General features: G+C 38.7%; 25 protein-coding genes and 1 tRNA gene. 18 read left to right on the top strand and 8 right to left on the bottom strand.

Translation table 11 applies throughout. The annotated features are described in order from the left end of the window. Positions 1-136 precede the first annotated feature (136 nt). The 3 genes from CWB76_RS07550 to CWB76_RS07540 all read left to right on the top strand — a co-directional run bounded on the left by CWB76_RS07550 (position 137) and on the right by CWB76_RS07540 (position 3,336). Positions 137-213: transfer RNA gene (locus CWB76_RS07550), tRNA-Ile, on the top strand. 308 nt (positions 214-521) lie between these two features. Further along, a complete protein-coding gene (locus CWB76_RS07545) occupies positions 522-2,648 on the top strand; it encodes a DEAD/DEAH box helicase (protein ID WP_138606575.1) in 2,127 nt (708 codons plus the stop codon). Further along, positions 2,629-3,336 carry a DUF2290 domain-containing protein gene (locus tag CWB76_RS07540; protein WP_138606574.1) on the top strand — a complete coding sequence of 236 codons (708 nt, stop codon included), beginning with the start codon at positions 2,629-2,631 and terminating at the stop codon, positions 3,334-3,336. Before CWB76_RS07545 ends, CWB76_RS07540 begins: the two co-directional genes overlap by 20 nt. Before the next feature lie 111 nt (positions 3,337-3,447). Here CWB76_RS07540 and CWB76_RS07535 read toward each other — a convergent pair whose 3' ends face one another. Together CWB76_RS07535 and CWB76_RS07530 are read right to left on the bottom strand one after the other, a co-directional pair. Next, positions 3,448-4,329 carry a site-specific integrase gene (locus tag CWB76_RS07535; protein WP_138606572.1) on the bottom strand — a complete coding sequence of 294 codons (882 nt, stop codon included), beginning with the start codon at positions 4,327-4,329 and terminating at the stop codon, positions 3,448-3,450. Beyond that, complete coding sequence (locus CWB76_RS07530; RefSeq protein ID WP_138606569.1) at positions 4,322-4,543, bottom strand: hypothetical protein; 222 nt, start codon at positions 4,541-4,543, stop codon at positions 4,322-4,324. The genes CWB76_RS07535 and CWB76_RS07530 overlap by 8 nt, the downstream gene beginning before the upstream one ends. 499 nt (positions 4,544-5,042) lie before the next feature. Here CWB76_RS07530 and CWB76_RS07525 point away from each other — a divergent pair, with 499 nt between their 5' ends. Continuing rightward, positions 5,043-5,870 (top strand): hypothetical protein, encoded by an 828-nt coding sequence (locus CWB76_RS07525; RefSeq protein WP_138571278.1) that lies wholly within the window; start codon positions 5,043-5,045, stop codon positions 5,868-5,870. Positions 5,871-5,899: 29 nt separating this feature from the next. Here CWB76_RS07525 and CWB76_RS07520 read toward each other — a convergent pair whose 3' ends face one another. After that, positions 5,900-6,163, bottom strand: coding sequence for a helix-turn-helix domain-containing protein (locus tag CWB76_RS07520; protein WP_138571279.1), 264 nt, complete (start codon positions 6,161-6,163; stop codon positions 5,900-5,902). 115 nt (positions 6,164-6,278) lie between these two features. Between CWB76_RS07520 and CWB76_RS07515 the strand changes: the two genes are divergently transcribed. Continuing rightward, positions 6,279-6,488, top strand: a complete 210-nt coding sequence (locus CWB76_RS07515; RefSeq protein WP_138571280.1) for a hypothetical protein — start codon at positions 6,279-6,281, stop codon at positions 6,486-6,488. Positions 6,489-6,676: 188 nt separating this feature from the next. Here CWB76_RS07515 and CWB76_RS07510 read toward each other — a convergent pair whose 3' ends face one another. Next, entirely contained in the window at positions 6,677-7,738 is a 1,062-nt protein-coding gene (locus tag CWB76_RS07510) for a DUF6765 family protein (RefSeq protein ID WP_138571281.1), read from the bottom strand. Positions 7,739-7,995: 257 nt separating this feature from the next. Between CWB76_RS07510 and CWB76_RS07505 the strand changes: the two genes are divergently transcribed. The 5 genes from CWB76_RS07505 to CWB76_RS20055 all read left to right on the top strand — a co-directional run bounded on the left by CWB76_RS07505 (position 7,996) and on the right by CWB76_RS20055 (position 10,588). After that, positions 7,996-8,223 carry a helix-turn-helix transcriptional regulator gene (locus tag CWB76_RS07505; RefSeq protein WP_138571282.1) on the top strand — a complete coding sequence of 76 codons (228 nt, stop codon included), beginning with the start codon at positions 7,996-7,998 and terminating at the stop codon, positions 8,221-8,223. Beyond that, on the top strand, positions 8,223-9,089 hold the full coding sequence (locus CWB76_RS07500; RefSeq protein ID WP_138606567.1) for a hypothetical protein: 867 nt from the start codon (positions 8,223-8,225) through the stop codon (positions 9,087-9,089). Before CWB76_RS07505 ends, CWB76_RS07500 begins: the two co-directional genes overlap by 1 nt. 241 nt (positions 9,090-9,330) lie before the next feature. Continuing rightward, a complete protein-coding gene (locus tag CWB76_RS07495) occupies positions 9,331-9,678 on the top strand; it encodes a hypothetical protein (RefSeq protein WP_138571284.1) in 348 nt (115 codons plus the stop codon). An 8-nt stretch (positions 9,679-9,686) separates the two neighbouring features. Beyond that, positions 9,687-10,412: a zeta toxin family protein gene (locus CWB76_RS07490; protein WP_138606565.1), complete on the top strand. Its 726-nt coding sequence runs from the start codon at positions 9,687-9,689 to the stop codon at positions 10,410-10,412. A gap of 8 nt (positions 10,413-10,420) precedes the next feature. Further along, positions 10,421-10,588 (top strand): hypothetical protein, encoded by a 168-nt coding sequence (locus CWB76_RS20055; RefSeq protein ID WP_164835547.1) that lies wholly within the window; start codon positions 10,421-10,423, stop codon positions 10,586-10,588. A gap of 54 nt (positions 10,589-10,642) precedes the next feature. On the opposite strand, the gene CWB76_RS07485 is transcribed toward CWB76_RS20055, so the two are convergent. Beyond that, the gene (locus tag CWB76_RS07485) at positions 10,643-11,959 is read right to left on the bottom strand and encodes a tyrosine-type recombinase/integrase (RefSeq protein ID WP_138606563.1); all 1,317 of its coding nucleotides are present in this window, start codon (positions 11,957-11,959) and stop codon (positions 10,643-10,645) included. Between the two features lie 470 nt (positions 11,960-12,429). On the opposite strand from CWB76_RS07485, the gene CWB76_RS07480 reads away from it, so the two are divergent. Beyond that, complete coding sequence (locus tag CWB76_RS07480) at positions 12,430-14,307, top strand: methyl-accepting chemotaxis protein (protein WP_138606561.1); 1,878 nt, start codon at positions 12,430-12,432, stop codon at positions 14,305-14,307. An 84-nt stretch (positions 14,308-14,391) separates the two neighbouring features. Here CWB76_RS07480 and CWB76_RS07475 read toward each other — a convergent pair whose 3' ends face one another. Both CWB76_RS07475 and CWB76_RS07470 read right to left on the bottom strand, forming a co-directional pair. Then, positions 14,392-14,721 (bottom strand): 5-carboxymethyl-2-hydroxymuconate Delta-isomerase, encoded by a 330-nt coding sequence (locus tag CWB76_RS07475; RefSeq protein WP_008114843.1) that lies wholly within the window; start codon positions 14,719-14,721, stop codon positions 14,392-14,394. Between the two features lie 104 nt (positions 14,722-14,825). Further along, positions 14,826-16,943: a winged helix-turn-helix domain-containing protein gene (locus CWB76_RS07470; RefSeq protein WP_138606559.1), complete on the bottom strand. Its 2,118-nt coding sequence runs from the start codon at positions 16,941-16,943 to the stop codon at positions 14,826-14,828. Between the two features lie 322 nt (positions 16,944-17,265). On the opposite strand from CWB76_RS07470, the gene CWB76_RS07465 reads away from it, so the two are divergent. From CWB76_RS07465 to CWB76_RS07435, 7 genes are all read left to right on the top strand, one after another. Next, positions 17,266-20,286, top strand: coding sequence for a TonB-dependent receptor domain-containing protein (locus CWB76_RS07465; RefSeq protein WP_138606557.1), 3,021 nt, complete (start codon positions 17,266-17,268; stop codon positions 20,284-20,286). A gap of 136 nt (positions 20,287-20,422) precedes the next feature. Next, positions 20,423-20,893, top strand: coding sequence for a CreA family protein (locus CWB76_RS07460; protein ID WP_041708852.1), 471 nt, complete (start codon positions 20,423-20,425; stop codon positions 20,891-20,893). Between the two features lie 3 nt (positions 20,894-20,896). Then, positions 20,897-21,679 carry a hypothetical protein gene (locus CWB76_RS07455; protein ID WP_138606556.1) on the top strand — a complete coding sequence of 261 codons (783 nt, stop codon included), beginning with the start codon at positions 20,897-20,899 and terminating at the stop codon, positions 21,677-21,679. 2 nt (positions 21,680-21,681) lie between these two features. Continuing rightward, complete coding sequence (locus tag CWB76_RS07450) at positions 21,682-22,308, top strand: LysE family translocator (RefSeq protein ID WP_138571290.1); 627 nt, start codon at positions 21,682-21,684, stop codon at positions 22,306-22,308. A gap of 18 nt (positions 22,309-22,326) precedes the next feature. Next, positions 22,327-22,821, top strand: a complete 495-nt coding sequence (locus tag CWB76_RS07445) for a gamma-glutamylcyclotransferase family protein (RefSeq protein WP_010391767.1) — start codon at positions 22,327-22,329, stop codon at positions 22,819-22,821. 27 nt (positions 22,822-22,848) lie between these two features. Further along, complete coding sequence (locus CWB76_RS07440) at positions 22,849-24,390, top strand: serine hydrolase (RefSeq protein ID WP_138606554.1); 1,542 nt, start codon at positions 22,849-22,851, stop codon at positions 24,388-24,390. A 103-nt stretch (positions 24,391-24,493) separates the two neighbouring features. Next, positions 24,494-25,417: a histone deacetylase family protein gene (locus CWB76_RS07435; RefSeq protein ID WP_075169941.1), complete on the top strand. Its 924-nt coding sequence runs from the start codon at positions 24,494-24,496 to the stop codon at positions 25,415-25,417. On the opposite strand, the gene CWB76_RS07430 is transcribed toward CWB76_RS07435, so the two are convergent. Continuing rightward, on the bottom strand, positions 25,397-25,696 hold the full coding sequence (locus CWB76_RS07430) for a DUF4144 family protein (RefSeq protein ID WP_075169887.1): 300 nt from the start codon (positions 25,694-25,696) through the stop codon (positions 25,397-25,399). The genes CWB76_RS07435 and CWB76_RS07430 overlap by 21 nt on opposite strands. Between the last annotated feature and the right edge of the window lie 15 nt (positions 25,697-25,711).

Below are 25,711 nucleotides of genomic sequence, written 5' to 3'. Positions count from 1 at the left end.
GCAGTTAGCCCCTTGATTGTTAAAATAAAGCTTTTTGCTAGTGACAAGCCCCTAAAAACTTTTTATACTGCAACCCGCTTTAGTCGCTCTGTGGCTAAACGCTTCAAAAATTAACTGCTTACAGTTATACAAAAATGGCCCCTTAGCTCAGTTGGTTAGAGCACACGACTCATAATCGTTAGGTCCCCAGTTCGAGTCTGGGAGGGGCCACCACTTTTCAAAGCTTTCCAAGTAAACACCTACTAACAGAAATTACCCTGTGCTACCTCTGTGCTACTTTTCAGTATAATTATATTTAAAGCATTTAAGCAAGATTTAAGTATAGAGCTCCTATTATTCATATGACTCCGTTTAATGGGAGATTTAGTCTTCCATATCAATTATTAAAAATTTTGTTCATATGTATATCTAGAAATTTACCAAATGGACACCCTAAGAATGCTCTTATTAAACCAGTTCAATTAGCTTACCTTTGATGGTAATCTTAATATGCATCTATATTTATTAAAATGGACATCATCTTGGAAAAGATAATAGCAACAGAGATTGAACCTCAAGGTATCGATAACGAATTACTTAATTTTCTCGAAAGTAACAAGGACAGTCTTAATATTGAAGACGCTATTCTTTATTATGGATTTCCTGTTTTCAAGGATTATGAGGATCACTCTGTAAAATCTAAAATAGCCCTCCTATCGAAAAATCATGGAATAGTGCTTATTTCTACTACAACAGCTTCATCTGTTGAAGGTGATGATGAAAATTTAAGTCAGGTCTATAATTTCATAGAGGCTGCTATTAAAAAAAGCAAGATGCTGAGAATTAATAAGAGAAAACTTGCTGTTGATATTGAAAGCTATTTATTCTGTAATCAGGATGTTGAATTCGAAGGTGATAGTGAAATACTAACTTCTTTGACTGGAATAAATGATGTACTTTCAGATCTTCATCTTGAAGAGCCTATTTCAGAAGAACATTTTAGTGAAGTTAGATCAATAATAGAAGGTGCTAAGGCGCTTAGTAAGTCAATAAAGCGTAATAAAATTTCAGAAGATCCGAGATCAAAGTTAAACATCTTAATAAAGTTAGAAAACGAAATTGCTAACTTTGATATTGAGCAAAGGAAAATAGCTATTAGCTTAATAAATGGCCCTCAAAGAATTAGAGGTTTAGCGGGATCTGGTAAAACGATTGTACTTGCTATGAAAGTTGCCCATATACACTTACAACATCCGGCCAAAAAGATACTGTTCACTTTTTATACAAAAAGTTTGTATGGATTAATAGTAGAAATGATCGGTAAATTTTATCGTCACTTTGCTGGCTCAGAGCCTAATTGGGAGATGATAGATATCCATCATGCATGGGGGGGAAAGTCTATTGATGGTGTCTGTTATAATGCGTGTATAGATAATGATATAAACCCTCTTTCTTTCCCTCAGGCTAAAGCCCTTAACAGCCAAGACCCATTCAATGAAGTCTGTAAGCATGTTCTATTACGACCAGTAAAAAGTAAATATGATTACATATTAATAGATGAAGCACAGGATTTACCGAATAGTTTTTTCAAATTATGTTTTGAATTATCAAAAGGTGATGAAGCTAAGTTTAAGAATATTATATGGGGTTATGATGAATTGCAGTCTATTTTTAACGTTTATCAAAGAACTCCTGAGGAACTGTTTGGGCATGACGAAAGTGGTCAGCCAAAAATAGATCTCAAAGAGCTAAGTAAAAGTTTAGGGTTTGGGCAAACAAATGACCTAATACTATATAAATGCTACAGAAACCCTTTAGAAGTTCTCATCACTGCGCATGCATTAGGCTTTGGATTATATAGCCAGTCGCCAGTACAAACACTTGAGAATGAAGCTCACTGGAATGATGTTGGTTATCGCTTAGAAGATGGATTCGACTTAACCGTTGGAGATGAAACCGTTATCACAAGAGATAGGCAAAACAGTCCGTTATCAATTTATGAACAGCAAACTCCTGATGAGCTAATAGAGTTATATCAAGCGAGTGACCTTAAAAAAGAATGTATGTGGATCGCGAACAGTATTGAGAGCTCAATTAATCAAGGTCTCAAGCCTCATGACATTATGGTAATTTCAATGGATGATAGAAATGCGAAGGCATACTTTTCAGAGTTATCCAAAATACTTTCTTTTAGGGGGGTACGTTCGAATAATTTGCTGACATCTTCCTCAGCTGCTCCACCTTTCAAGTTAGAAGATATGGTTACCTTCACTACAGTGCATAGAGCTAAAGGTAATGAATCAATAGAGGTATACGCAATTGGTCTTGATGCTCTTTTCCCTATACGAAATACTCGGAGTGGTAGAAATAAAATATTCACCGCATTTACTAGAACTAAGGCTTGGTTAAAAGTTAGTGGGATAGGTAGTAGAGTTGAAGGATTCTTTTCTGAAATTAAGCAAAGCATAGCCAATAGTCCGAGTTTACGATTCACAGTTCCTGATACTGAAAAAATAAAAAGGGACCATGATGAAAAACCTCAGCAAATATTAAAAATCCAAGAGGCTTATAGTGAGCTAATAGAGCAAGGCTATACAAAAGAGCAGTTGCAAATAGAATTTGGATTTGATTTCAAAGGTGCAGTTTCCGATGATTCGTCAAAGCTTTAATCAAAGTATTAAGGCGACTATCGCTTTAGCTGATAAATATGGGTTATTGCTGCAAGCAGGTGCCAGTAACTCTTTTACTGCTCCTGCAGAAGTAAAGCATATGACCCGTCGGGCTAAATCTTATAAGGAAGTATATGATGCTATTGTTTCTTATCAATCATTCAATTTAATGCTAACTGATAAAGCAGTGTTCCAGTTTACGGAAACAGAGCCTGAACGTGACGTGAGATTAGCTTATTATCCAAATCCATATAGATTTACTGGGTATCTATCAGATCGTAGAGATGCCTTGGAATTACTCCAAAATGATGAAATTTCTGAAATCGAATATGAACAACTCACATCAGAGGCTGATTTTATGAGTGATATTCCAGTAATTCGCTACGATTTATCTTTAGATCAACACTGTAAATTTTATCATCCAGCTGCTCATTTTCATATTGGGTTTCATGCTGAAAATCGATGGCCTGTAGATCGGATCTTAACCCCGAAGGCATTTTTCTTTAAAACGTTGTGTAATTATTATCCAGCTAAATGGAAAGAGCCAGAAAATTATGTAGGAAATAAACTTGAAAACCCTTTAGATAGATTATATCGATTAGAACTGAGTAAAAACTGCCCTTCAATTTCGGTTAATAGTCCCGAACATTTCGCTCAAATCGAGGCTGAAAGGTTGCACTTTAAATAGGTTATATTTTTGTGCTGCTCATGCTTCTGATTATTAAATACTGGTTTGTCTTGAAAATCTATACTGTATGGTTGCAGCATCAAAAGGCTTTAAAGCTTCGGGAAAAAGTTATTACCTTAAATAAACCTCAGTAATTTCAGCCCTGAAGTGACCAAGCTCCTGTGACACTGTTTCAAGAGCTATTTGCCTACTAAGCCCCAAACCTTTAAGTTCATCCATTCTCTCTTGCGCGTAGCTATGCCTAAGGCCATGACCGCCATTAGAAAAAAAGAGTGTGCGACTAGATGCTTTAGAGAATGAGCACGACCATTTATGGCCACCGCCAAGATCGTAGCGTTGCAAATAGTTAATTTCCCTGTCACGAACGGTTATAGGCTGTGCTAAGCGCCTTTGTTCTAACTGTGTAGCTAATGTGCTAGGTATTAATACATCTCGGATTAGGCCGCCTTTGCCTTTTACTGTATAAATATAACCTTCTCGACCAAGCCATTTACTGTTTAACGCAGGGCGGCTATCAGCTTTACGCTCTGATACTCTGGCAATCGTTAAAAGCTCATGGGCTCTTAAGCCTGCTGCGTAGGCTATTTGAGTAGATAAATTATATTTTCGGGTTTGATGTTCACTGATTGCATGAGCTTGAGCAGGAGTATAGGCGCGAGACTTTTCGATTATCTCTTTTTCGGATTTTATTACAGTCAGTGTTTCTTTAGAGCCAAGTTTGCCGTTGAGTTTAAACATAGCTTGAATTGCTTGTCGTTCCATATCCAGTGTTTTTTGGCCTGCAAACTCACTGCGGTAATCAAGATATTTATAAGCACCTTGAAGGCTCATTCCCTGTACTCCATTAACCCCAATATCTTTTGACCAACGAGCTACTTTTATAAGTGCAGTTTTATAGCTTCGAGCGGTACCTAGAGATTTAATAATTTTGTGCTTATACAAGTTTTTAGCCAGCTTCTCCGCTTGCGTTTCTGGTTTTGCGAACTTAGGCATTCTTTTGTATCCAACGTTTTACAGTTGTCCAGTGTACTCTCATTCCTTTACGCAAGAGCCACCGTTGTAGATTGGCTATACTCATATCCTCTTCGTAAAGAGCTAGGAGTCGTTGTTTATGTTTATCTAGCTTGGATGACTTAAATCGTTTTTTACTGATCAATTTTTTCTCACTTTTTAGGCGCAGTGCTTCTGCTTTAGCATTAAAGGTCATAGTTATTCTCCGGTGTGATTGTAAGAAAAACTGGCTGATAAAGCTCAGCGGCTAACGCCTATTCGCCCCTGTTTTACGCATGCGTAAGGCTCGGACTGATCGCGCCTAAAAATCAAAAGACTTGGTTTTATGATGAAGCTGAAAGCTTCTGAAGTGGGGGTTACAGAGAATGTAACGACGTGTTGAAGGCAGCAGAAAAGCGCCTGTTTTTTTCTTGCCCGAAGGGCTTGATTAATATTTAGATTAGCAGCTTTAATTTAAATTTCAATCTGCAAATAAAAAACTGCGTATAAGATGCTCTAGAGCCCATATCCCGCTATGTGCAAGCCTATTTTAGGCTTCTACATAGCGGGATATGGGCGAAGCCCAGAAAAGAGGAGGCAATTGCTCATGATGCCTCATTTTGAAATGGTTTAATTAATTAACTTAAAAGTGATTTATTACTTCATTCACACTTTTAAGCATGATAATTATTAGTTTCAATTACAAGGAATATTGAATGACTGAAGAGACTAAAAGAAAAAGCGAAACAATAGAGAGAATTGCGACCAAACTGTCAATCTTAGCTATTTTAGGCGGTGCAATTGCTGCTATTAATCATTATGCAGGTTATAGCTTTTTGAAGGGAGTTATAGAGGTTATAGGATTAGGCAATTCCAATGTTGAATTAAGTAATCAAGAAACTACACATATGACTATGTTTGCTATCCGTACTATGCACGAGAACTGGATGGACGAGGTAGCGAAGTTTTTCAAAATGGGTTGGGAAAGTATTTCTGTACTTTGTCTTATTGTTGCTCTCTATTGGTATTTATTTTTTGAGCACAAACTATCAAAAAAGAATAAAAATAAGCCAAGTAGGGTGTTCAATTGGCTTAAAAAAATTCCTGGTGGCTTAAAAAAATTGTTCGCATATCCTTTTTTCGCATTTATAGGGTTGATCATTTATATGATATCTATATCCACCTTGCTGTGGGTTGTTTGGGGTATTTTATCAATATTCTTTTCGGCTGGTCAGTCTTATGGCGCTAAGTTAATAGGGGATGGTGTTTGTGGGTCTTTTAAAGAAGTAAAAAAAGAAGAATATAGTAAGGTCTCGGGGTGTACAGTTTATATTGATGCTTATGGTAATTACTTACAAGGTAGAATCGTTTACACGGGTAAGAAAGAGTTTATTTTTGTCACTAATACAGAAAGTGTTATTTTTGATGAAAAGGGGAAACATTTGGCTTGTTCACCAAGATATGATTTAGATAAGGGTGCTGATAAGCAACTTAAGCATCATTGTAGTGCGCCATTAGCTATCCTAACCAAGTCTGATAAATAATTATATTTCAATTATTAGAGTCGGCTGCCTTAAGAGCTAGACTCTAAAATAACCAATGCTAATTTATCTTCGATACAATATAGATACGCAGTAGGCACCTCTAAAATATCAGCAAGTGCTTTTACTGTTTTAAAGTCTGGGGCATGTACTCCTTTTTCGTATTGGTTCATTCTTGCTGATGCAGAAAACTCATCCATTCCAGCTAAAATTCCTAACTGTTTTTGTGATAGTCCTTTGGTTTTTCTTGCCTCTTTTAAGCGCTTTGGAAATGGTGACTCGTCATTAGTTTTCATTATTTATTATTCTTAACTTGAAAACTAAGAGTTTCTTAGCTTTAATTGAATTTGGATACTAAGGAATTCTTAGTTTTTGCTTTCGTGGGTAATTTGAATTTGGAGAGGAATGAATATGCTTGAAACATTTGTGTGTGTATTAGTCGGGGCTATCTACTTGCTGGTAAGTATATTTACAAGTGATGAGCAGTCGTCGAAAGAAAACGAGCAAGTAGATAAATTGAATGATGGTATGGGCAATATTATCGCTGATGGTGAATTTATGTCGCGTGAAGAAGCTGAAGATGCACAATCACGTGGTGAACTTTACGACACCTATTACTAATCACTTAAAGAATAAGGTAGTGTTCAAAATTAGGCATGCCTAATTTTAAGGAGTAATTTAATACTACTTTTAGATTTACTCAAAAAGTTGAAGTGAGGCCATTCATCCCTTTAGTAGCATTTATCTTTTATATAATTAGTTAATTAAGGGTAGTAGGTTTTGCCCCTAAGCTACCCAAAGCTTCTAGATTAACCTACACAAATCCCGTATTGAGGTAAAATATCATCGATAATTGTTAATTTATGCTTTTTTGCTGCATCATGAAAATACTTCCAGTTTGATGTCATGAAGTCGGCAGTGAATTCATATTTGTCTTCATCACCATTAGCTAGAGTGGTCCCTAAAGCTTGATGTTTCCATGAACCTTCTCCTTTAGCTATATAATCAAGGGTATATGCACCTAAGTTGAATCTATCGTTTTCAATTGCTTCTAGCCAAAGCTTGTGGCGAGTTTCGCCTTCGTTCATATCAAACTCTATAAAACACTTAGATATCTCAAGTTTTAACTCCTCAGGTAGTCCATGTTCTTCAATATCTAAGTATCTTTGATAGGCTTTACATAACTCATTTGCAGCTATTAAGAAGTCTACAGTATTATTTCTCACTACCTCTTCCCCTAACCCATTGGTATAGCTCCACTCTTGATGGGGAAGATCTGGATTAGAAAGTGCTTGGCCATGGCCTAGGCTAGGTATATCATCTTGAAAAATATCAGAAAAGAAACCTGAAATTCGTTCCGTAAGCTCAAGCTCTGGGTGCCCATTTCGATCTAAAATATTTTCAACTTTATTAACATCATGATTGACTCCTGCAAAGCCTTGATGCCCCCAAGTATCAATAAAAACATGAGAGGTAATTCCTAATCGATGTAAACCATAAGGTCGATTTTTTTCTGCAATACATTCATCAATCATATCTTTAGAAATATAAGAACCAGGTTTACACACCAGCTTTTTAATGAATGTTCCAGATGGGTTTTGACCAGCAGGTAGGCCACCGTTACCAGGAAGAAAATGGAATGGTACCCAGACTTTCATATTCTTCAAGCTGTCTAGGTTTTTATAATCCAACATTTTATGAGCTGTAGCTATACGTTCATACGCAGCGCCGTTACTGAACTCTATATGACCATAGTTTGTTGCATCATCCACATATTGAGATGCGTGAGCAATAATAGTAGCTTCTTCTACCGAAAATCCAGCAGCTCTTGCTATAACCCATGTCATACCGTGGTGTAAATCAATTTGCATTTTACAATCCTTATTTGTTGTTTTTTTATCCACCTTTCCAGTAAAACACAAATTATCTCAAAGGTTAATTAAGAACTGCCATAGCAGATATGCTGTTTTGCTTTTACTTTCTCTTTTTTGGTTATGTTAAATGCTTTGATATTTTTTGTACTTATAAAAAACCCATAAAAAGTCAGGGGGGTTTTTCTGAGAATAAAAAAGATTTATGTGAATAATAGTAAGCACTCAAACTAAATGGTAATTAATCGGAGTGCTTTATGCCGAAAATCAAACCTCAATTTTATACAGCAGATGAAGTTGCAGAAGCTTTATGCTGCTCTAAGCAAACCTTATACAATAAGCTAAGTGAGAACAGGCAAGCAAAAGCGCGTCACTCACTGCCTCCTTATATCAAGCAAGGTGGTAAAACACTCTTTCCTATATCAGAGTTCCACCACTGGATTGAAACGCAGCCTTTAATTCGTAGTGGGGAGGTATATTACTAATGGCCTTCACACTAAACAGCAAAGAAATAATCACCAACTGTCCTATCGAAGAGCGAACTTTTGGTTCATACCCAGCCTTTTTGATTGATCCATGTATTTTGCCCCTTAAAAAGCTTGAGCAATCGACTGTCAAAGGCTTTGGCAAATACAAAACTGTAATGTTGAGCAGTCCTCAAATTTTGCCTCATGGTCACTATGCAAGGTTGATCATTGCTCACCTAACAACACAAGTCAGTAGAAGGCCAGAGCTTCCCTCATACGTCATAGCCAAATCTGTAAGTGAGCTATTTCAGCAAATAACAGGACAAGACAGCATATCAGGTGGCACATACGCTAATTTTTTACTCTCTCTCGAAAGAGTATTTGATACGACATTTACAGTTGTCCCGACTAATAAATCAAAAGATAAAATGCGAAGAAGGGGATTTTTCGCTGAGGCGGATAGTTTGATCAACGATGAGTATGGTATTGGCTATTTCAATGCTAAATATAAACAGGTTCTCTATACCCCCTCGAACAGCTTTAAGGCGCTGATAGCTGATGATAAAAGCATTATTCCCATTGATTTAAGGTTCCTTCAACTTGCTCGAGCTAAAGACATAGTCCTCGCCCATGATCTCTACTTGTATCTCATACGACGAGGTTATGGACGTGAAAAAATTGTTTTTGTCCCTTGGGGAACCCTCCACAAAGATGTTTTTCCCTACCTAGACAGGCTTGCTCTGAGTAGGTTCAAACGGCGATTTTTGTGCGCTTTAGACTTCATTCTTGAATGCCATCCTCACTCTGGCATCCGTTTAGATAAAAAGGATAAAGGTATCGTCATTCCGCCTAACAACTACCTACTTCGCGGGAGAGATGGCTAGCGTATGGCTGCTTAAAAATTATGTATAAGTAGTTTCTGGTAATGTCATTGGCGGACAAAAGTTTGTCACTGGCGAACAGTTTTATGTCACTGAGAACCAAATGTTTGTCACTGGCGTGCAAAAGTTTGTCACTGAAGGACAGTACCACCAATGCAGCCCTTTATTATCAAGGCCTCTAGCTCCCGACTTAATACCTTAAATTCTCAATATCCAAAAATCTTATTATTAAGGACACTTAACTGTGAATAACAAAACTTATAAGTACGAAAAGTACATGAAGAACCTGCCTTACATCAAAGACCTTCAGTTATACAAGGCTGTGGGGATGACTCTTTATCTTATCATTGATAAAAATAGAACTTTGAAGTTTGCACTCTCTTCTGCAAGCACAAAGCATAATTTTAAGCCAAAGAAGCGAATTGAAGACCTTGCCCGAATCGCTCTCCCTGATGACTTCTTCGACAAAAGGCAAAGAGCTAATGCACCAATAGAAAAACGAGAAGAGGCTGCCCAAACTCATAGGGTATATTCAGAATTTGAATCACTTGCTAATAGGCACTTAAGTGACATAATGAATAGAGAATCATAAGGCTTCATATGACACCCGAAGAATTAGAGCGACAGGCAATTGCCTATGCTAAAAATAATAGGACTCGTATAGCTCGCGAGTTAACAGATAAAGATCGGTTTCCTCCCGATAACAGGCCGGTTTCTGTTTTTATGGCAGGTTCGCCTGGCGCAGGAAAAACTGAAGCTTCAAAAGCTTTTTTAGAAGAAATTGGTGCTGATAATGTACTCAGGCTTGATCCAGATGAGTTAAGAGAACTAATACCAGGTTATACAGGTGATAATTCTTATTTATTTCATCGTGCTGTATCTTTTATTGTTGAGAGAACACTTGATCATGCTTTTAAAAACAAGCAGTCATTTTTGTTAGATGGTACCTTGGCAAGTTATGAAGTTGCAGAAAAAAATATTGAGCGTTCTATTCGTAAAGGTCGAAAAGTGCTTATTTTGTTTGTGTACCAAAAGCCAGAGTATGCATGGGAATTTGTTGAAGCCAGAGAGAAGTTAGAAGGGCGTAGGATTTTACCAAATACTTTTATAGATCAATTTTTTGCATCACAAAATGTTATCAAGGAACTTAAATTAAAGTTTGGAAGTCAAATTAAAGTAGATTTATTGGTTAAGAATAATAAGGGTCGAACACGTTTTTATCATGATAACGTTCAGGCTATTGAGCATCATTTAGATGAAAAATTCACTAGAGAAGATCTACAGAGCCTGATAGAATCGCCATTCAGCTCAAAAAACGAGCTTTAGGAGTACCTATGTTTTCAAATTTAATAAAGCCAAAGCAAGCTCAAAATTCTAAGCTTTCAGACTTTGTACTTGACTCAAGTTCAAGTGAGAAAAAGCGAGTTTATAATCAAGTTATTGAGCGAGCAATTTCCTCTCAAGTACAGGTAGTAAACAAAGCACCTGTAGGTCAACGATAATTAATAAAAAGTCCCGTATAGGGACTTTTTTGATTTAGAAGAAATTTATAAATATCAACTTAACAAAGTGCTCATCAACTCAACTTTCTGTTCCTTAGTTAAGCCTGCTAAGAGACTTTTCATTTCACTCATTTGATCATCAGGTTTTTCTTCAATCAAACCTGCATATTTGGCTATTGTTTCTGTTACTTTTTCTGCTGGCTCTTTAAGCTCCTCAGCGGTTAAAATTAAATAGCCAGCAGTTACATCACTTTTATCTGTAATATGGTTTAGAAGGCGTTTTAGGAGGTACCCTGATACACCGCTACTCTCAGCCATAGATGTAAATGTTCTGCGTAAATCATGCGAAGTGATTTTTACTCCTGCAATTTGGCATACATGTTTCAACGTTTTTTTAGGATCAGTTAGGTACCCCTTTTTACAGTTTGTGCCAAACACATAGTCAGATACTTTGTATTCTTTTCGTCGATTAAATATCTCAGCTAATCGATCTGTAATAGGAAACTCAACGTCCAAGCCATTTTTTGTATCCTCTAAAATGAATATCCTATCTTCAAGGTGTACTTGTGACCATGGGAGTTGCAGTAGCTCAGACCTTCTCAGGCCTGAAAAGGTTAAAAACTCCAGATAATCACAAAAACCGACACGACTATTTTGACGGTATTTAGCAGCTTCATTTCTTACTTCATATAATGCGTCTATGAATGGTTTTAGTTGTGAACGACGCAGTCTTGTTGTTTTACGCTTTACATTATTCCAGCTTCGTTTTTCAGAAAGTGTATCTACAGGGTTTTCTGGAAATAATGAGCGACCTTCTGAAGACTTGTATTCAGCTTTAGCAAAGTTAAATAAAGCACGCATTAGGCGCATGGTATAATTTGCCTGAGCAGGGCTTCTAGAGGTTATTTCTCGTTGGCGCTTTAAAATCATTGTTTGATTTATATCGGCTAGGCGTTTGTTATGCCAATCTGATAGGTAGCAATCTATTTTTTGTTGATACCCCCTTTCGGTTATAGGCTTTAGATCTCTAGATTCGATGTATGAATCAAAGGCTTCTTTCAGGGTAATAGAAGCGGCTCTAAATTGGCGCTTAAGGTCGTTAGGGTTTATACCCTCTGCGATATCTGCCATTACTTTTTTAGCCATTCGCCTTGCATCATCAAGTGTAATTGATGGAAAGTAACCAAGGGTGACATTAATCGGGGTGTCTCGCCCTGGTATCTTTTTATAAACTCTAAATGATTTTTTACCAGCTACGCTCACATCTAAAATGAGTCCTGACAATAGATTGTCATAATAACGAGTGCGTTTACCGTTTGATTCTATCTTTTCAAGCGACAATTCTGTGAAGCGAAATTTTGTGTCTGACATATGGTGCTACCTCTGTGCTACTTTGAACGTAAAATTTAACGTTCTGAAATACATAATGATTTATGCATCAGAGGTAGGGTTTATTCAATAACCCTATGATATAGCTATGAAAATTAGTAAATAGTTTTATCAAAAAGTAACTCGTAGTAAGTCCTTGTTTTGCAACTCATAATCGTTAGGTCCCCAGTTCGAGTCTGGGAGGGGCCACCACTTTTCAAAGCTTTCCAAGTAAATAGAAACTCATTTTCCTAGTTTATAAAATTCATTTTTATTATTTCTATCGTATTTTTCACCAGTGCACTGATTTTTGTATTAATTCTATTGAATACATTGCAATAAACACAGTTGGATCTACTATTAAAGTGTTATGGGGTTTTATTATAAAAATCTTTACTTTATGACCTTTAATGTCGCTACTGTTAATTGTGTGCAGTATATAAAATTTCGCTTAGTTACTTCTTAGGTGCTCTATGTTATTGAAACGAAAAGTATACCTCAGTCTTATTCTGGCTGTTGTTGCTCCTTTAGCAATATCTACTCTAATATTTTCCAATAGTATTCGCTCAAATACAGAAGAAAAGCTAGCTAAAGTAGATCTACCTACAGCGCTTAGTGAAGTGAAAAGCCAAATTGAATTGGAGCTTTCTACACCCATTATTGTAGGCAAGGAAATAGCGCAAAACTTATTTGTTCAACAATGGATGAATAATAATGAAGATGCACAAAGCCGCGGTAAATTTATTGATTACCTCAAACATATAAAAAATAAAAACCAAGCCAGTAACGCATATATTATTTCTAAAAACTCCCGCAACTATTACACCGATGAGGGTATTTCCAGACAAATAGACAGCAGTGATACTTGGTTTGATGTTTTTTTAGCATCGGATAGGCCATTTGAAGTTGCGCTCGACATAGATAAAGGCAGCTCTGAGGTAATGGTATTTATTAATTATGCCATTGAGTTTGATGGGCAACGACAAGGAATTGCCGGAATAGGCCGTTCGCTCGATTCTATGGTGGATCTCATAAGTGAATATAGAATAGGTGAGGGCGGCATTGTTTATTTGGTCTCTGGTAGTGGCGAGATTATGCTGCATGGTGATAAAACTAAAATAGGGCAATCAGTTGACTTGGCGCCGATTAAAAATGGGGCAATTCAAAGTAAAGTAATTGATGGTGATGACTATGTTGTTTCAAGTACGCCAGTAAACTCATTAGGCTGGCACTTAGTCGCTGAAATTCCCCAAGAGCAATTATATGGCCCAATTAATAGCGCTATTAGTACTAATATCATTTTTGGTGTAATTATTGCGCTTGTAGGTTTAGCGTTAGCACGCGTGTTGGTAGGGCAAATATTTAGGCCAATCGAAAGCATTACTGCAGCAGTGAATGCGTTAACAGAAAAAGATGGCGATTTAACGGCGCGACTTCCTACTGACGATAATAATGAAATTTCCGATTTAGCGATTAAGTTTAATCTGTTTTTAGAGCAGTTACATTATATGTTTAAACAGGTTTCTGAGTCGGCAATTCATGTTAAAGGTATTTCCCAAGATGTACTTGAGCAAGTACAAGGAGCGGCTAATTTAGCTGAGGTACAGTCATCGAGTACACAAACGGTGGCGGCAGCGGTTAATGAGATGGAAGTTACGGTTCAAGATATTTCTGGCAGTGCCAGCAATGCGGCAGATATTGCTACTAAAACCGAAGAGACTACACATAAAGGCGTTGATTTTGTGCAAAGCACAATTAAACAAATGGAGCAGCTGGAAGCATCGATGGCCAATTCTGTGGCCTCAGTGTTAGAGCTCTCGACAGAGATTAAATCAATTTCTCATGTATTGGATGTTATTAAAGGGATTTCTGAGCAAACTAACTTATTGGCGTTAAATGCGGCAATTGAAGCGGCGAGAGCTGGCGAGCAAGGGCGTGGCTTTGCAGTAGTTGCTGATGAAGTGAGAACGCTTGCACAGCGTACTGCGGAGTCTACAGAGCAAATTAATGAGATGATTGCTTCGTTAAATGCTAAAGCTTCAAGCACGGTAACTGCGATTGAATTGGGTAGCAAAAACACCTTAGAAAATGCCGAGCGATTAAAAGAAACAGGCCATACATTAAATGGTATTTCACAGGAAATTGTACTGTTAAGCGAGTTAAATAACTCGGTGGCTACCGCAACGAGAGAGCAAACGTTAGCAACCTCAGAAATTAGCCAAAATATTGTGATGATTTCCGACTCGGCAGAGCAAACCAAAGAAAATATGAAAAAGTCAGAGCAGCTTTGTAGTGGCTTAAATAAAGAGTCGAATATTTTAAGGGATTTACTAGGTAAGTTTACGCTTTAACCGCGGTTTTATAAAAATTAGCAGAGCGGGGATACCATCATAGTTATAGAGCACTTGCCTATAACTATGATGTTTTAACAGCGGTTAATTTTTACGATAAATCTCGTGATTCATTTCGTAAATATTAACGCTTAAGCTATCAGAAGCTCTACAATATGTTTGTAGGCACGCTAGTAACTGCTCACTTAGTTTTTGTTTTTGCTCAATAGAGCGCCCAGCCATAATATGTACTGCAATATGAATAAACCCCTCTTTACCCACACCTAATTGGTAATGTTGATACGCAATAGCACGAGTTTTTATTGTTTCTAAATCAAATAAGCCACTTTCAAATGTTGTTGTGTGGATTTTTTCCACTAGAACCTGAGGTAATAAAGGCAGATCTTCTGAGTGTTCAATAATAATGTGTGGCATTTAGCGTATCCTCTTAAGATTGGTTTGTTTAATTATACCAAACGGGTTTGTACGCGCTAACCCTAGGAAGCTTAATTTTTTAAATTTGGTTTAAGCTGTTACCCTTATGGCAAATATTGATGGTTAATACGTTTTATATCAATTTGTGGTGACTTATACGAAGAGTACACCAGCCAGTTTGCACTCGTAATATAAGTTAAGCCAGAAGTACGGCTAAATGCGCGCTCAGGAAGCTTTATTACATCATGGTGATCTTTTTTTGAGAGGTCGTAATAACTTAATCGGTAATCACCTTGTTTTACATTAAAATAGTAAATACGTGATGTCGCTAAGGTATCGCCTTCAAAAAAATACCACGAATTATGATTTGATAAATTAATATCGCTAACTAGTAGTTGCTCAGTTTGGCTTTTAGGGTCTTTGATCCATAGTTGATTGGTTGCTTGGTTGGCAAAAATTAAAGCGCCTTGCTTGTTTTCATAAGCGTATGGCGTGGGAGCCTCTACAGCTTGTATAAGCTTATTAGTGCTTAAGTCTAAGCGATACACGTGCTGATCATCAGAAACTAATACGCTTTTACTATCTGCAGCCCAGCTCGGTTTACCATGATCGCTAAAGCCCGTAGGTAATAATTCACTGGTTTGTTTATTAAAGTCATACAGGTATAACGCATGACCACTAGGATGCGAGGCAACAAAAGCAATATAATCACCATCTGGCGACCATACCGGGTTGTAAATATTGGCATTGAGATTAGTGAGCTGCTTTCGAGAGGTACCGTCTTTATTTGCGGTCCACAACTCCATTGAGCCCGACTCATTAGAGACAAACGCGAGTTTGTTTCTGGCTTTGTTATAATCAGGAAAGCGGGTACTAAAGTGGCTTGATAGCACTGGGAAAGGGGAGCTTGCAACTGCATTATTAACCTCTAAACGCATTAAAGCCGAGTCTATATTCCACTGATGAAAATATAAGCTGCCATCACTTGCAAACTCTGGGTAGCTTAAGCCATCTATGCGGGCATTGATCATTTGTTGTGTTTTAAGGTTATAAAAGTACCCTTGGCGTTTACCTTTTTTCACACCAGAAAAAACGAGTTGCGCTTTAGAGGGGTGCCAATCAACGCCTCTCATATCAATGAACCCAGTGGTTAGTTGCTTTGCATTACCTGTTTTTATGTCTATTAAAAATAGTTCTTCAAACCCCGTTGGTAAGTTACGCGATACTACAAGTTGAGTTGCATCTGGGGAGAATACAACCGACTCATCGGTATATTGGCATGCTGAAATACAAGGTATTTGAGTAACTGTGTATGGCGATGAGGTTAAATCAACAAGGTTAAGTTGAGTCAGATTATTTTTATCATCTTCACTAATATAAACCAGTTTAGTGCCTAGGGCATTTATGTCTATATCGGTACTCGCTTTGTTACCACACTTCCCTAAAATAGTGGTATTTCCCGAGGCAATATTTTGCTGAATAACCTCACAGCCTTGACCAGATATACGGCGATAATAATAAATAAAAGTTAAGTCGGGGCTAAATACCGCTCGCCCTTCAATGAATGGGGTGTCGGTAAGTGCTATTGCAGCTTGTTCGGGTAAATGTAAATCACGTAAGTATAAATTTGCTTTATGACCAGGGCGGCGCCAAGAATATGCTAAAAAGTGACTGTCGCTGGATATAGCGGGGAATAGCTCTCGTCCTGGGCTGGTAGTAATGGTTTCAACATGATCGTATAACCGCTCTGCTTGTTGCGATAGCGCAAGTGGCTTATTTTCATCGCTAAAAGCGCTATAACCCCAGACACCAGCGAATAACAAGACCACGATAGCCATGACTACAGCGAAAATATATTTAGGGCGAGTAGGGGAAGCATTAATATTGTTCTGTGCGTTTGGCATTATAGGCTTTTGCACTAAGCGGTAACCTGTTTTACGCAGTGTTTCTATATAGGTGTTGTCGGGGTCAAGTTCTTTAAAGCTTTTGCGAAGGTGCCATATGGCATTAGTGAGTGCTTTTTCACCCACATATTGATTACCATCCCATACGTTTTCGATTAGTTGTTCGCGACTCACCGCACTTGGATAACACGCTACTAAGTAGGTCAGCAGTTCTATAAATTTAGGTTGTAAAATACAGGCTTTATCAGCACAAAACAGCTTATTTTCAAACGCCGATATTTGGCAACTTCCAATTGAAAAAGGCTGTTGAGTATTCATAGTATGTGTATTTAAACCTCTTCCTAGTATGAGTTATTAGCGATGTTTGTACGTGTTGTTTAATGCAAAGTAACACGATAATTAGTTAATATTCAATTTTACAACATTCTAACACAATAAATATAAGTCCATGATTATAAATAAATAGATGTTAAATAGATGTAAAATAGGGATATAAACGAGACACCTCTCATTGTGCTTTTATTCACGATTACTTACAACCTGTTATTAGTAAAACAAACCAATTAGTACAAAACAGATTTAATAACTAAAAAGTTAATAAAAAAGCTACTAATGGGATAATAAAAAATGAGGGAAGTCTGTGAGTAAAATATCAACCAAAAAATGCGCTTTAGCATTGGCTATAACAGCAAGCTTATCTGGGCAAGCAATAGCAAATGACGAGGCTATTGCTCGTCAATCAACTGCTAAGGCAAGCGAAGAAGTGGTACAAGAAGTACCAGAGAAAATAACAGTAACAGGCTCGCGTTTAAAGCGTGATAGCTTTTCAGTTACGACTCCGCTGGTTACCATGGACAGAGCATCAATTCAGGATACAGGCTTAGGCAATCTTTCAGATGTATTAATCGATAATATGCCTGCACTGAGCCAAAGTATTGGTAACACAACCAGCCAATCAAGTATCTCTGCTACCGGTTTATCAACAGTCCAGCTTCGTGATTTAGGCGCTAATAGAACGCTGACATTGATTGATGGCCGCCGTGTTGTCTCTAATAGTTACGGTGGTAATTATGTCAGTTTAAATACTATTCCTAGTGGCATGGTAGAACGTGTTGAAATTATTAGTGGTGGTGCGTCGGCCACTTATGGTGCTGATGCGGTTGCTGGTGTAGTTAATATTATTACCCAGTCAAAAAAAGAAGGTTTTGAATTTCAAGCCCGAGGCGGTGAAACAACAGATGGTGGCGGTCGCGAATTTACGCTTGATTTAAACTACGGAACGTCATTTGCTGATGATCGCGGTTATGTATTTGTTAGCTCAAACTGGGATCGTGATTTTGGTATGACCTTTTACGATCGCGACCGAGCGCAAATAGAAGCGGCGCATAGTTACGATGATGAGCTGATGTGTAATCAAATGTACACTGCTGATGGCTATCAGTGTATGAGTGGTATTACACAAGTTGATTGGGCAAGCAAAAGCGATGGCACTTTAGGCGGTGTATTTTTAGAGAATAATAATAACGACACTCAGTTTTGGTACGACGGTCAAACGCTACGTGATGATTGGAAAGGCAATGAAGAAATTTATGGTATTAATTCACAGCAATACGTCATGCTTGATGTGCCGAGTGATAACTTTTCGACTGCAATAAAAGTCGATTATGATGTAACAGACGACATCATGAGTTACTTCCAAATGCAATACAGTAAGAGTGGTTCGTTTAACAACAAGTCACCAGAGGATGAGTATGAGCGCGCATTTGTACCTCGCTACGACCCAGTGACAGGGGATCCTATCGATGATATTGCGCCAGGTTATATTCCTATTGATAACCCGTATGTGCCACAAGAAATTATTGACAGTAACCCATACAAAGACCGTATTTATTGGGATCGTCGTTTTGGTGAAGTAGGTAATATCAGCACTGATAACGACCGTACGACTATTCGTACCTGGGCTGGCCTGCAAGGTATGATGTTTGATGATACATGGGATTGGGATATTTCTGCCGGATATGGTCAATTTAAACAGCATCAAATCCGCAGTAACGAGTTAAACACGGTACGTGTTAACCAAGCCCTGCAAGCTGAAAAGCTAGCCGATGGCACTATTCAATGTAAAGACGCCGAAGCGCGAGCGCAAGGATGTGTCCCACTTAATTTATTTGGTGAAGGGTCTATTACCCCTGAAATGGCTGACTGGATCCGTACAAATCCAATTATTGATACGAAGATTCAACAGTATACGGTAATGGGTTATATCACCGGTGATTTATATGAATTACCAGCAGGCAATGTGTCTGCAGTATTTGGCGCAGAGTATCGTAAAGACTCGCAAAGCCTAGATACCAGTGATGATATGAAAGCGGGCGGTATTACGTTTAACGTTGTGCCTTCTTTTTATGGTGAAGTAGAAGTGTATGAGGCGTTTGCAGAGCTTGCAGTGCCACTACTTAAAGACGTGCCATTTGCTAAAAGTTTATCAGCAGAAACGTCGTTGCGTTTAGCTAATTACAGCATGGAAAATATTAGTACTGTAGCTAGTTATAAGCTTGGTTTACTGTGGCAGCCAATTGATGGATACATGCTACGTGCTAACTATGCGCGTGCACAACGTGCCCCAACAATTACAGAGCTATTATCACCACCACGAGGTGACTATGACTCATTCGATGATATTTGTGATGGCTTAACAGCAACATCAACAAACCCGGGACACGATAACTGTCGGTTAGAGCCAACCTTGGCACAAAAGCTGGCTGATGATCCTGACTTTGAATTTGAAAGTGAAGATAATAACTATTCGCCAAATACAGGTAATCCAAACCTAAAAGAAGAAACAGCAGATACCTATACCTTTGGTATTACTGTATCTCCTGAGTTTTTAGATGGCTTTAACTTAGCGGTTGATTACTACGACATTGCCATTGTTGATGCAATTGATGAAATAAGTAACGAAAACATCATGCGTGAATGTTATGACTCAGAAGCGTCATGGGGTAGTGATAACGAATACTGTAACGATATTACCCGTAACGACGAAGGTAACATTGTAAAAATACTACAGCGTGAATATAACTTAGATGAGTTAACAGCGCGCGGTTACGATGTAGTTGCAACTTACAAATATGACATAGGCAGCTATGGTAACCTGTCATTTAAGCTTGATTACAATCACATTATTGAAAACTCACAAACCTATGAAGGGTTAGATGGTAACAGTGTTACTTCACAGTATGCGGGCTACGGTCGTTCAAAAGATAAAGCCGCTATGTCGATTGTATGGAAAATGGATGACTTACGTATCCGCTGGCGTACGAATTACGTAGGCGCATTTAAAGCAAGCCAAGAAGATGAGAAAGACTACCTTGAGTATGTTGCTGCAAATGATGAGCGCTGTGCTGAGGGCGGTGCCGGTTGTATTGCTAACCCTGAGCCACTGGCATACCAAAACTACGGCTCATTTTTAAAGCATAGTTTATCAGCGTCTTACACTATGGCATTGACTGATAAGAGTGACTTACGTGTATTTGGCGGGATTAATAATGTATTTGACGACAAAGGGGCATTTTACCCAAGTGGTCGAGGGAACTTCTATAGCCGTTACGGCGGCGGTGCAGGCCGCTATGTTTATCTAGGTGCACAATATAGCTTTTAATAATTTTTAGCTGTATTTGTTTGCAAAGGCACTCCTTCGGGCGTGCCTTTTTTATTGCTTATAAAATTTGTTTTATCGCAGTGAAAGCGTTTAGTATAAGGCATAACTTAATTTTAATATGAACGAAGGACTTGCTATGAAGTATCTCAAAATGGGTAGTCTAATTGCGTGTTTAGCAGGGCTTACAGGGTGTTCTGATGATGTTGCTTCAGTGAGTTTAGGGCTGTTTACCACTAAAGATGTGGTGGTTAACTCACAGCAAGACCCGCTTGTTACAGGGGTTACTTGTCATATTAGTCACATTGAGGCTAATTTAGACTTTTCAGACCCATCAGATATGTCGATTGCTTGTCGCCAAACAGGGCCAATTACCGCAGACCAATTACAGTCTATTGACCGTAGTAAGTCGGGTGAAGTCGTGTTTAAATCATCTAAGAGTATTTTGTTTAAGTCGTTAAAAGTTCGTCGTATTTATGATGCTAAAACCCATACGTTATTGTATTTATCGTACTCAACGAAAGAATCTACGGGCAGTCATCATCACGCGCTTTCTACGGTGCCTTTATACAATACACAAGCATGGCAATGGGCGAAGGGGCAAGAATAGTTTATGTTAACCCTATTTAAATCAAAGCCCTTATTGGCAGAACAAGAACAACAGTGGCTAGTTGATACCTTTATTTGGGCAGCAGAAAACTTTGACCTGAATTTTTTTACTAAGCACAGCCAAATTATTTTGCCAACGGTCGAGTTTTTTCCTGATTCGGTTTCAAGCATTGAAGAAATGGCCAGTAAAGTATTTGCGCGTGTTAAACATTATGCTGGTATGGATGAGTGGCCTATAACACTTGTTGCACCGCAACAATTACAACCTCAGGTGTTTCCACATTTTGAATTTAGTGAGCATCTACGTGGTGAGCACTGCCATTTAATGGTGCCACCAAGCCATACAATTAATGTGTCGTTTAACCCAAACCAAATCAATCAGCCACAAGATTTAGTAGCTAGCTTTGCAGGTACTCTTGCTACCATTTTAATTCATCATGTAGGCGTATTACCCCCAGGTGGTAAAGCGTACTTACCTCAAGCAACGGATGCTTTAGCGTGCTTTTTAGGTTTTGGGGTGATGATGAGCAATACCGTGTACCAGTTTAAGGGGGGTTGTGGCTCATGTTACAACCCATATGCCAATCGCGAAGCCACGCTCAGTGAAACCCATTCTGTATTTATGCATGCTTTAGTAAGTTACTTTAAGCAAGATAAATACTCTAAAAAACATTTAAAGCCGCATTTACGAGGCCAATTTAAAAAAGCGCAAAAAGAAATAAAAGCGTTGGTTAATCAATCGGCTAACCCATTGTTGTTGGCTTTTTCGCCAGAGCAAGCCAGTTAATTATGATCTATATTGATGAGTTTTTATTAATTGCCATTGCTCACTTTTTTGCAGTGGCCAGCCCAGGGCCGGACTTTGCTGTGGTACTTAAGCAAAGTGTACAGTACGGCAGGCATAATGCGCTGTGGACCAGTGCAGGTGTAGGCGCAGCTATTTTATTACACATAGCTTATTGTGTGTTGGGAGTCGCGTTGGTGTTAACTCAATCGCCTTCGCTGTTTATGGCACTTAAATATATAGCTGGTGCTTATTTAGCGTATTTAGGTGTGCAGGCGCTACGCGCTGCTAAACCTTCAAACACCTCATCAGAACAGACTGCAAAACCCATCCTTGTACCTGAGTCACCATGGCTTGCGTTTCGCCGTGGTTTTTTTACCAATGCATTAAATCCTAAGGCTACGCTATTTTTTATGTCTTTGTTTACCTTGGTGATTAGCCCTACAACACCAGTAATAGTGCAAGTGGGGTATGGTGTTTATATGGCGCTTGCTACCTGGGCTTGGTTTTCTATTTTGTCGCTATTGTTATCAAAAGCACGGGTGCGAAACTTTTTTCAACAAAGTGGCTATTGGTTCGATCGTGGCATTGGCATTATTTTAATCGCACTGGCTGTGCGAGTTGTTATTTGATAGACCCTAAGGAATAGTATGGCGTTATATAATTTTTCGTTTGGCTCCAATATGTCATCTAATCGTTTATTGGCACGTTTACCTAACGCAAAACGTGTGGGTACGGCGCTTTTAAAAGGCTATAAGTTAACCTTTAATATGGCCTTTGCTGATGGTTCAGGTAAATGCACTATTGTGCCCACCAACGAACCCGATGCAGTTGTATATGGGGTGGTGTATCAGCTTAATGAGGCCGAAAAAGAGATCTTAGATAAAATTGAAGGCCCTAATTACGACTGTGTTGATTTAACCGTGAGCCTTTTAGATGACGATGACATTAATGTGCACTGCTACATAGCAAACACACATGACGACACACTGCTACCTTATGACTGGTACGTGCAACATGTATATCGTGGTGCGCTAGAGGCCGGTGTGCCAGAGCATTATAGTCAACGTATTTTAGCTTATCCTAGTAAGCAAGATACGAATAAAGCGCGCGCCGACATAGAATTTGCGGTTCATCAAGATTAAACAAAAATAATAACCTAAGGTAACACTATGAAACTAACAAAATTAGCCACAGCCGCATTATTGGTTGGCTGGACGTTCACGAGCTCTGCAGCGGTTGATACCGATAAAATTTCAGAGGTGATCAACGCTTCAATGACGCGTTTTGATGTACCCGGAATGGCCGTTGCTATTGTTGAAAATGACAAAGTAGTATTTGCTAAAGGCTTTGGTGTTGCCAACCTCAATACTAATAGCAAGGTGAATAAAGACACTTTATTTGGCATTGCTTCAAATACCAAGGCATTTACCAGTGCAGCACTGGCTAAGCTGGTAGATGAAGGCAAATTAAGCTGGGATGATCGCGTAATTGATCACCTACCCGAATTTAGATTGCATGACCCATACGTTACCCGTGAAATGCGAATTCGCGATTTGCTAAGCCATCGCAGTGGGTTAGGGCTTGGTCAAGGTGATTTAATGATTTGGCCAAGTACTGATAAATCGGTAGCCGATATTTTATCGGGGCTGAAATATTTAAAACCTGCTAGCAGTTTTCGTAGCCAATATGCTTACAACAATCTAATGTTTGTTACCGCTGGTGAAGTTGTTGCCCGTATATCGGGGATGAGCTGGAACGACTACATTGAAAAAAATATTTTACAGCCGCTAAATATGAGCAACTCACGCGCTGGCTTTTCGCGTATCGCTAAAAATAACAAAAACTGGGCAATTGGGCACATCCCAATGGACGGTAAATTGCATCCCTTTTTTGTTAATTACCTTGAAGATTTTAGAGGGGCAGGAGCCATTGCATCAAGCGTAAATGATATGAGCCAATGGCTTCGTACTCAACTTGCTGGTGGCAAAATGCCTAATGGCGAACAGCTATTTAGTGAAAAACAACAAGCACAAATGTGGCACCCACATATTACCTCACTGGCATCTAAAAGTGCCTATGAAGCGTACCATCAGCAATTTAGAGGTTATGGATTAGGCTGGAGTATAGAGGATTACCACGGCCTTAAGAAGCTGGCACATGGTGGTGGCATTTTAGGTATGGTCTCGCAGGTTACTCTTTTGCCAGAGAAAAATGTGGGAATTGTGATATTAAGCAACCAACAAGCGTTTTCTGCATTATCGGCGGTGACTCATGAAGTACTTGAAGATGTACTAGAGCTTGAAGATAAAGACTGGGTTGAAGATTTAGCTAAAAAGCACTTTGCAGGTAAAGAAAAAGCCTATGCTAACGCGACTCCATCAGTGCCTGCAGATATCCAGCCTGCATTGCCAACCATTAATTACACCGGTACTTTGCATGATGATTGGTATGGCGATGTAATAATTGAAGAGTTAGATGGTAAATTACGCATTGATTTTACCCATACAAAGCGCCTCAAAGGTGAGTTGGAGCATTACACAGGTAATACCTTTATTGTTAAATGGGATGAAAAGCTATTAGAGGCAGATGCCTTTATTCGTTTTTCTATGAGTGCAGATAACCGTGTAGAATCAGCGAAAATGAAGGCAGTTTCAACGCAGGTGACCGATTTTAGCTTTGATTTTAGAAATCTTGACTTAAAAGCTAAATAACCACTATTTTGGTTAAATAGTCGTTTAGTATCAACCAAAGTCGCAAAGCCACCCTCAGGTGGCTTTGTTATACTCGTTAAGCAACTTATTTTTGGAGTTAGCTATGCGCACTGCGATTATTTCTCACCCTCACTGCCGCAAACATAAAATGATTGACGATCATCCAGAGTGCCCTGAGCGTTTGGATGCGATTAACGACCGTCTACTTGCAAGTGGGCTGGATGTCGCTATCGAGCAGAAACAAGCACCTAAGGCCTCGCGTGAGCACTATTTATTGGCGCATAGTGAACAACACATCAAGCATGTAGAAAGTATGATCCCAACCGAAGGGCTTAGCGATTTGGACGGCGATACCTGGTTATGCCCCGATTCATTGAAAGCAATTGAGCGTGCAGTAGGTGCAGGGTTACTCGCTGTTGATGAGGTTTTAGAGGGTAAATTGGATGCTGCATTTTGCTCAGTGCGCCCGCCAGGGCATCACGCTAACCGAGATAGCTCTTCTGGTTTTTGTGTGTTTAACAACCTTGCGATTGCGGTTAAATATGCACAAAGCAAAGGGGTGAAACGCATTGCCATTATCGATTTTGATGTACACCATGGCAATGGCACGCAAGATATTTTTATGGATGATGAAAATGTGTTGCTGTGCTCGTTATTTCAATATCCATTTTATCCAAATACCGCCATTAAAAATAACGCCACGTTGGTAAATTCACCTTTGCCTATTGCTAGTGATGGTACTGATTTAAAAGCGCTTTATGAGCAGCAGTGGCTACCAAAATTAACAGAATTTGAGCCTGAGCTACTTTTTATAAGTGCAGGGTTTGATGCGCACCTTGAAGATGATATGGCCAGTTTAAAGTTTGTCGAAAGTGATTATATATGGCTTACTGAGCAGTTAGCGCAATTTAGCCAACAACATAGTTGCTTAGGTATTATCTCTTACCTAGAGGGAGGATACTCACTGTCTGCCCTCGGGCGCAGCGCGATTGCACACGTTAAAGCCTTAGTTGATTTCGGCGAGTAACATAAATGCCTGATCAGGAGTAAGCTGCTCTATTTTACTGAGGCAACATTGTCCTTCTTTTGCTAAATATTCCTTTACCAATTGCGCTAATTGTATTGCACTGAGTGCATTATGCGCATCGCCATTTAAACCTTGATAGCCACTTACCTTATCTAAAATAACCACGTTTTTCTGCTCATTCACGTCCATAGTATAAATAAAATCATGTAACTCATCTGCATGCTCTAATAGCTCAATCTCATTATTATAAATAATAATTAATGGGTAACTGATGCTCATATATTGTCCTAAATC

The organism is Pseudoalteromonas sp. S1609 (genome assembly GCF_005887255.1).
Classification (GTDB): domain Bacteria; phylum Pseudomonadota; class Gammaproteobacteria; order Enterobacterales; family Alteromonadaceae; genus Pseudoalteromonas.
The sequence above is the reverse complement of the archived record's forward strand: the minus strand, read 5'-3'. Positions and strand labels throughout refer to the sequence as shown.

Bases quoted from the DNA above. Each gene is read 5' to 3' on its own strand.
- CWB76_RS07435 (WP_075169941.1), top strand. From the start codon at position 24,494: ATGCGCACTGCGATTATTTCTCACCCTCACTGCCGCAAACATAAAATG.
- CWB76_RS07535 (WP_138606572.1), bottom strand. From the start codon at position 4,329: ATGCCTAAGTTCGCAAAACCAGAAACGCAAGCGGAGAAGCTGGCTAAA.
- CWB76_RS07470 (WP_138606559.1), bottom strand. From the start codon at position 16,943: ATGAATACTCAACAGCCTTTTTCAATTGGAAGTTGCCAAATATCGGCG.
- CWB76_RS07450 (WP_138571290.1), top strand. From the start codon at position 21,682: ATGATCTATATTGATGAGTTTTTATTAATTGCCATTGCTCACTTTTTT.
- CWB76_RS07525 (WP_138571278.1), top strand. From the start codon at position 5,043: ATGACTGAAGAGACTAAAAGAAAAAGCGAAACAATAGAGAGAATTGCG.
- CWB76_RS07475 (WP_008114843.1), bottom strand. From the start codon at position 14,721: ATGCCACACATTATTATTGAACACTCAGAAGATCTGCCTTTATTACCT.
- CWB76_RS07540 (WP_138606574.1), top strand. From the start codon at position 2,629: ATGATTCGTCAAAGCTTTAATCAAAGTATTAAGGCGACTATCGCTTTA.
- CWB76_RS07460 (WP_041708852.1), top strand. From the start codon at position 20,423: ATGAAGTATCTCAAAATGGGTAGTCTAATTGCGTGTTTAGCAGGGCTT.
- CWB76_RS07485 (WP_138606563.1), bottom strand. From the start codon at position 11,959: ATGTCAGACACAAAATTTCGCTTCACAGAATTGTCGCTTGAAAAGATA.
- CWB76_RS07455 (WP_138606556.1), top strand. From the start codon at position 20,897: ATGTTAACCCTATTTAAATCAAAGCCCTTATTGGCAGAACAAGAACAA.
- CWB76_RS07490 (WP_138606565.1), top strand. From the start codon at position 9,687: ATGACACCCGAAGAATTAGAGCGACAGGCAATTGCCTATGCTAAAAAT.
- CWB76_RS07480 (WP_138606561.1), top strand. From the start codon at position 12,430: ATGTTATTGAAACGAAAAGTATACCTCAGTCTTATTCTGGCTGTTGTT.
- CWB76_RS07430 (WP_075169887.1), bottom strand. From the start codon at position 25,696: ATGAGCATCAGTTACCCATTAATTATTATTTATAATAATGAGATTGAG.
- CWB76_RS07440 (WP_138606554.1), top strand. From the start codon at position 22,849: ATGAAACTAACAAAATTAGCCACAGCCGCATTATTGGTTGGCTGGACG.
- CWB76_RS07505 (WP_138571282.1), top strand. From the start codon at position 7,996: ATGCCGAAAATCAAACCTCAATTTTATACAGCAGATGAAGTTGCAGAA.
- CWB76_RS07510 (WP_138571281.1), bottom strand. From the start codon at position 7,738: ATGCAAATTGATTTACACCACGGTATGACATGGGTTATAGCAAGAGCT.
- CWB76_RS20055 (WP_164835547.1), top strand. From the start codon at position 10,421: ATGTTTTCAAATTTAATAAAGCCAAAGCAAGCTCAAAATTCTAAGCTT.
- CWB76_RS07445 (WP_010391767.1), top strand. From the start codon at position 22,327: ATGGCGTTATATAATTTTTCGTTTGGCTCCAATATGTCATCTAATCGT.
- CWB76_RS07520 (WP_138571279.1), bottom strand. From the start codon at position 6,163: ATGAAAACTAATGACGAGTCACCATTTCCAAAGCGCTTAAAAGAGGCA.
- CWB76_RS07515 (WP_138571280.1), top strand. From the start codon at position 6,279: ATGCTTGAAACATTTGTGTGTGTATTAGTCGGGGCTATCTACTTGCTG.
- CWB76_RS07500 (WP_138606567.1), top strand. From the start codon at position 8,223: ATGGCCTTCACACTAAACAGCAAAGAAATAATCACCAACTGTCCTATC.
- CWB76_RS07530 (WP_138606569.1), bottom strand. From the start codon at position 4,543: ATGACCTTTAATGCTAAAGCAGAAGCACTGCGCCTAAAAAGTGAGAAA.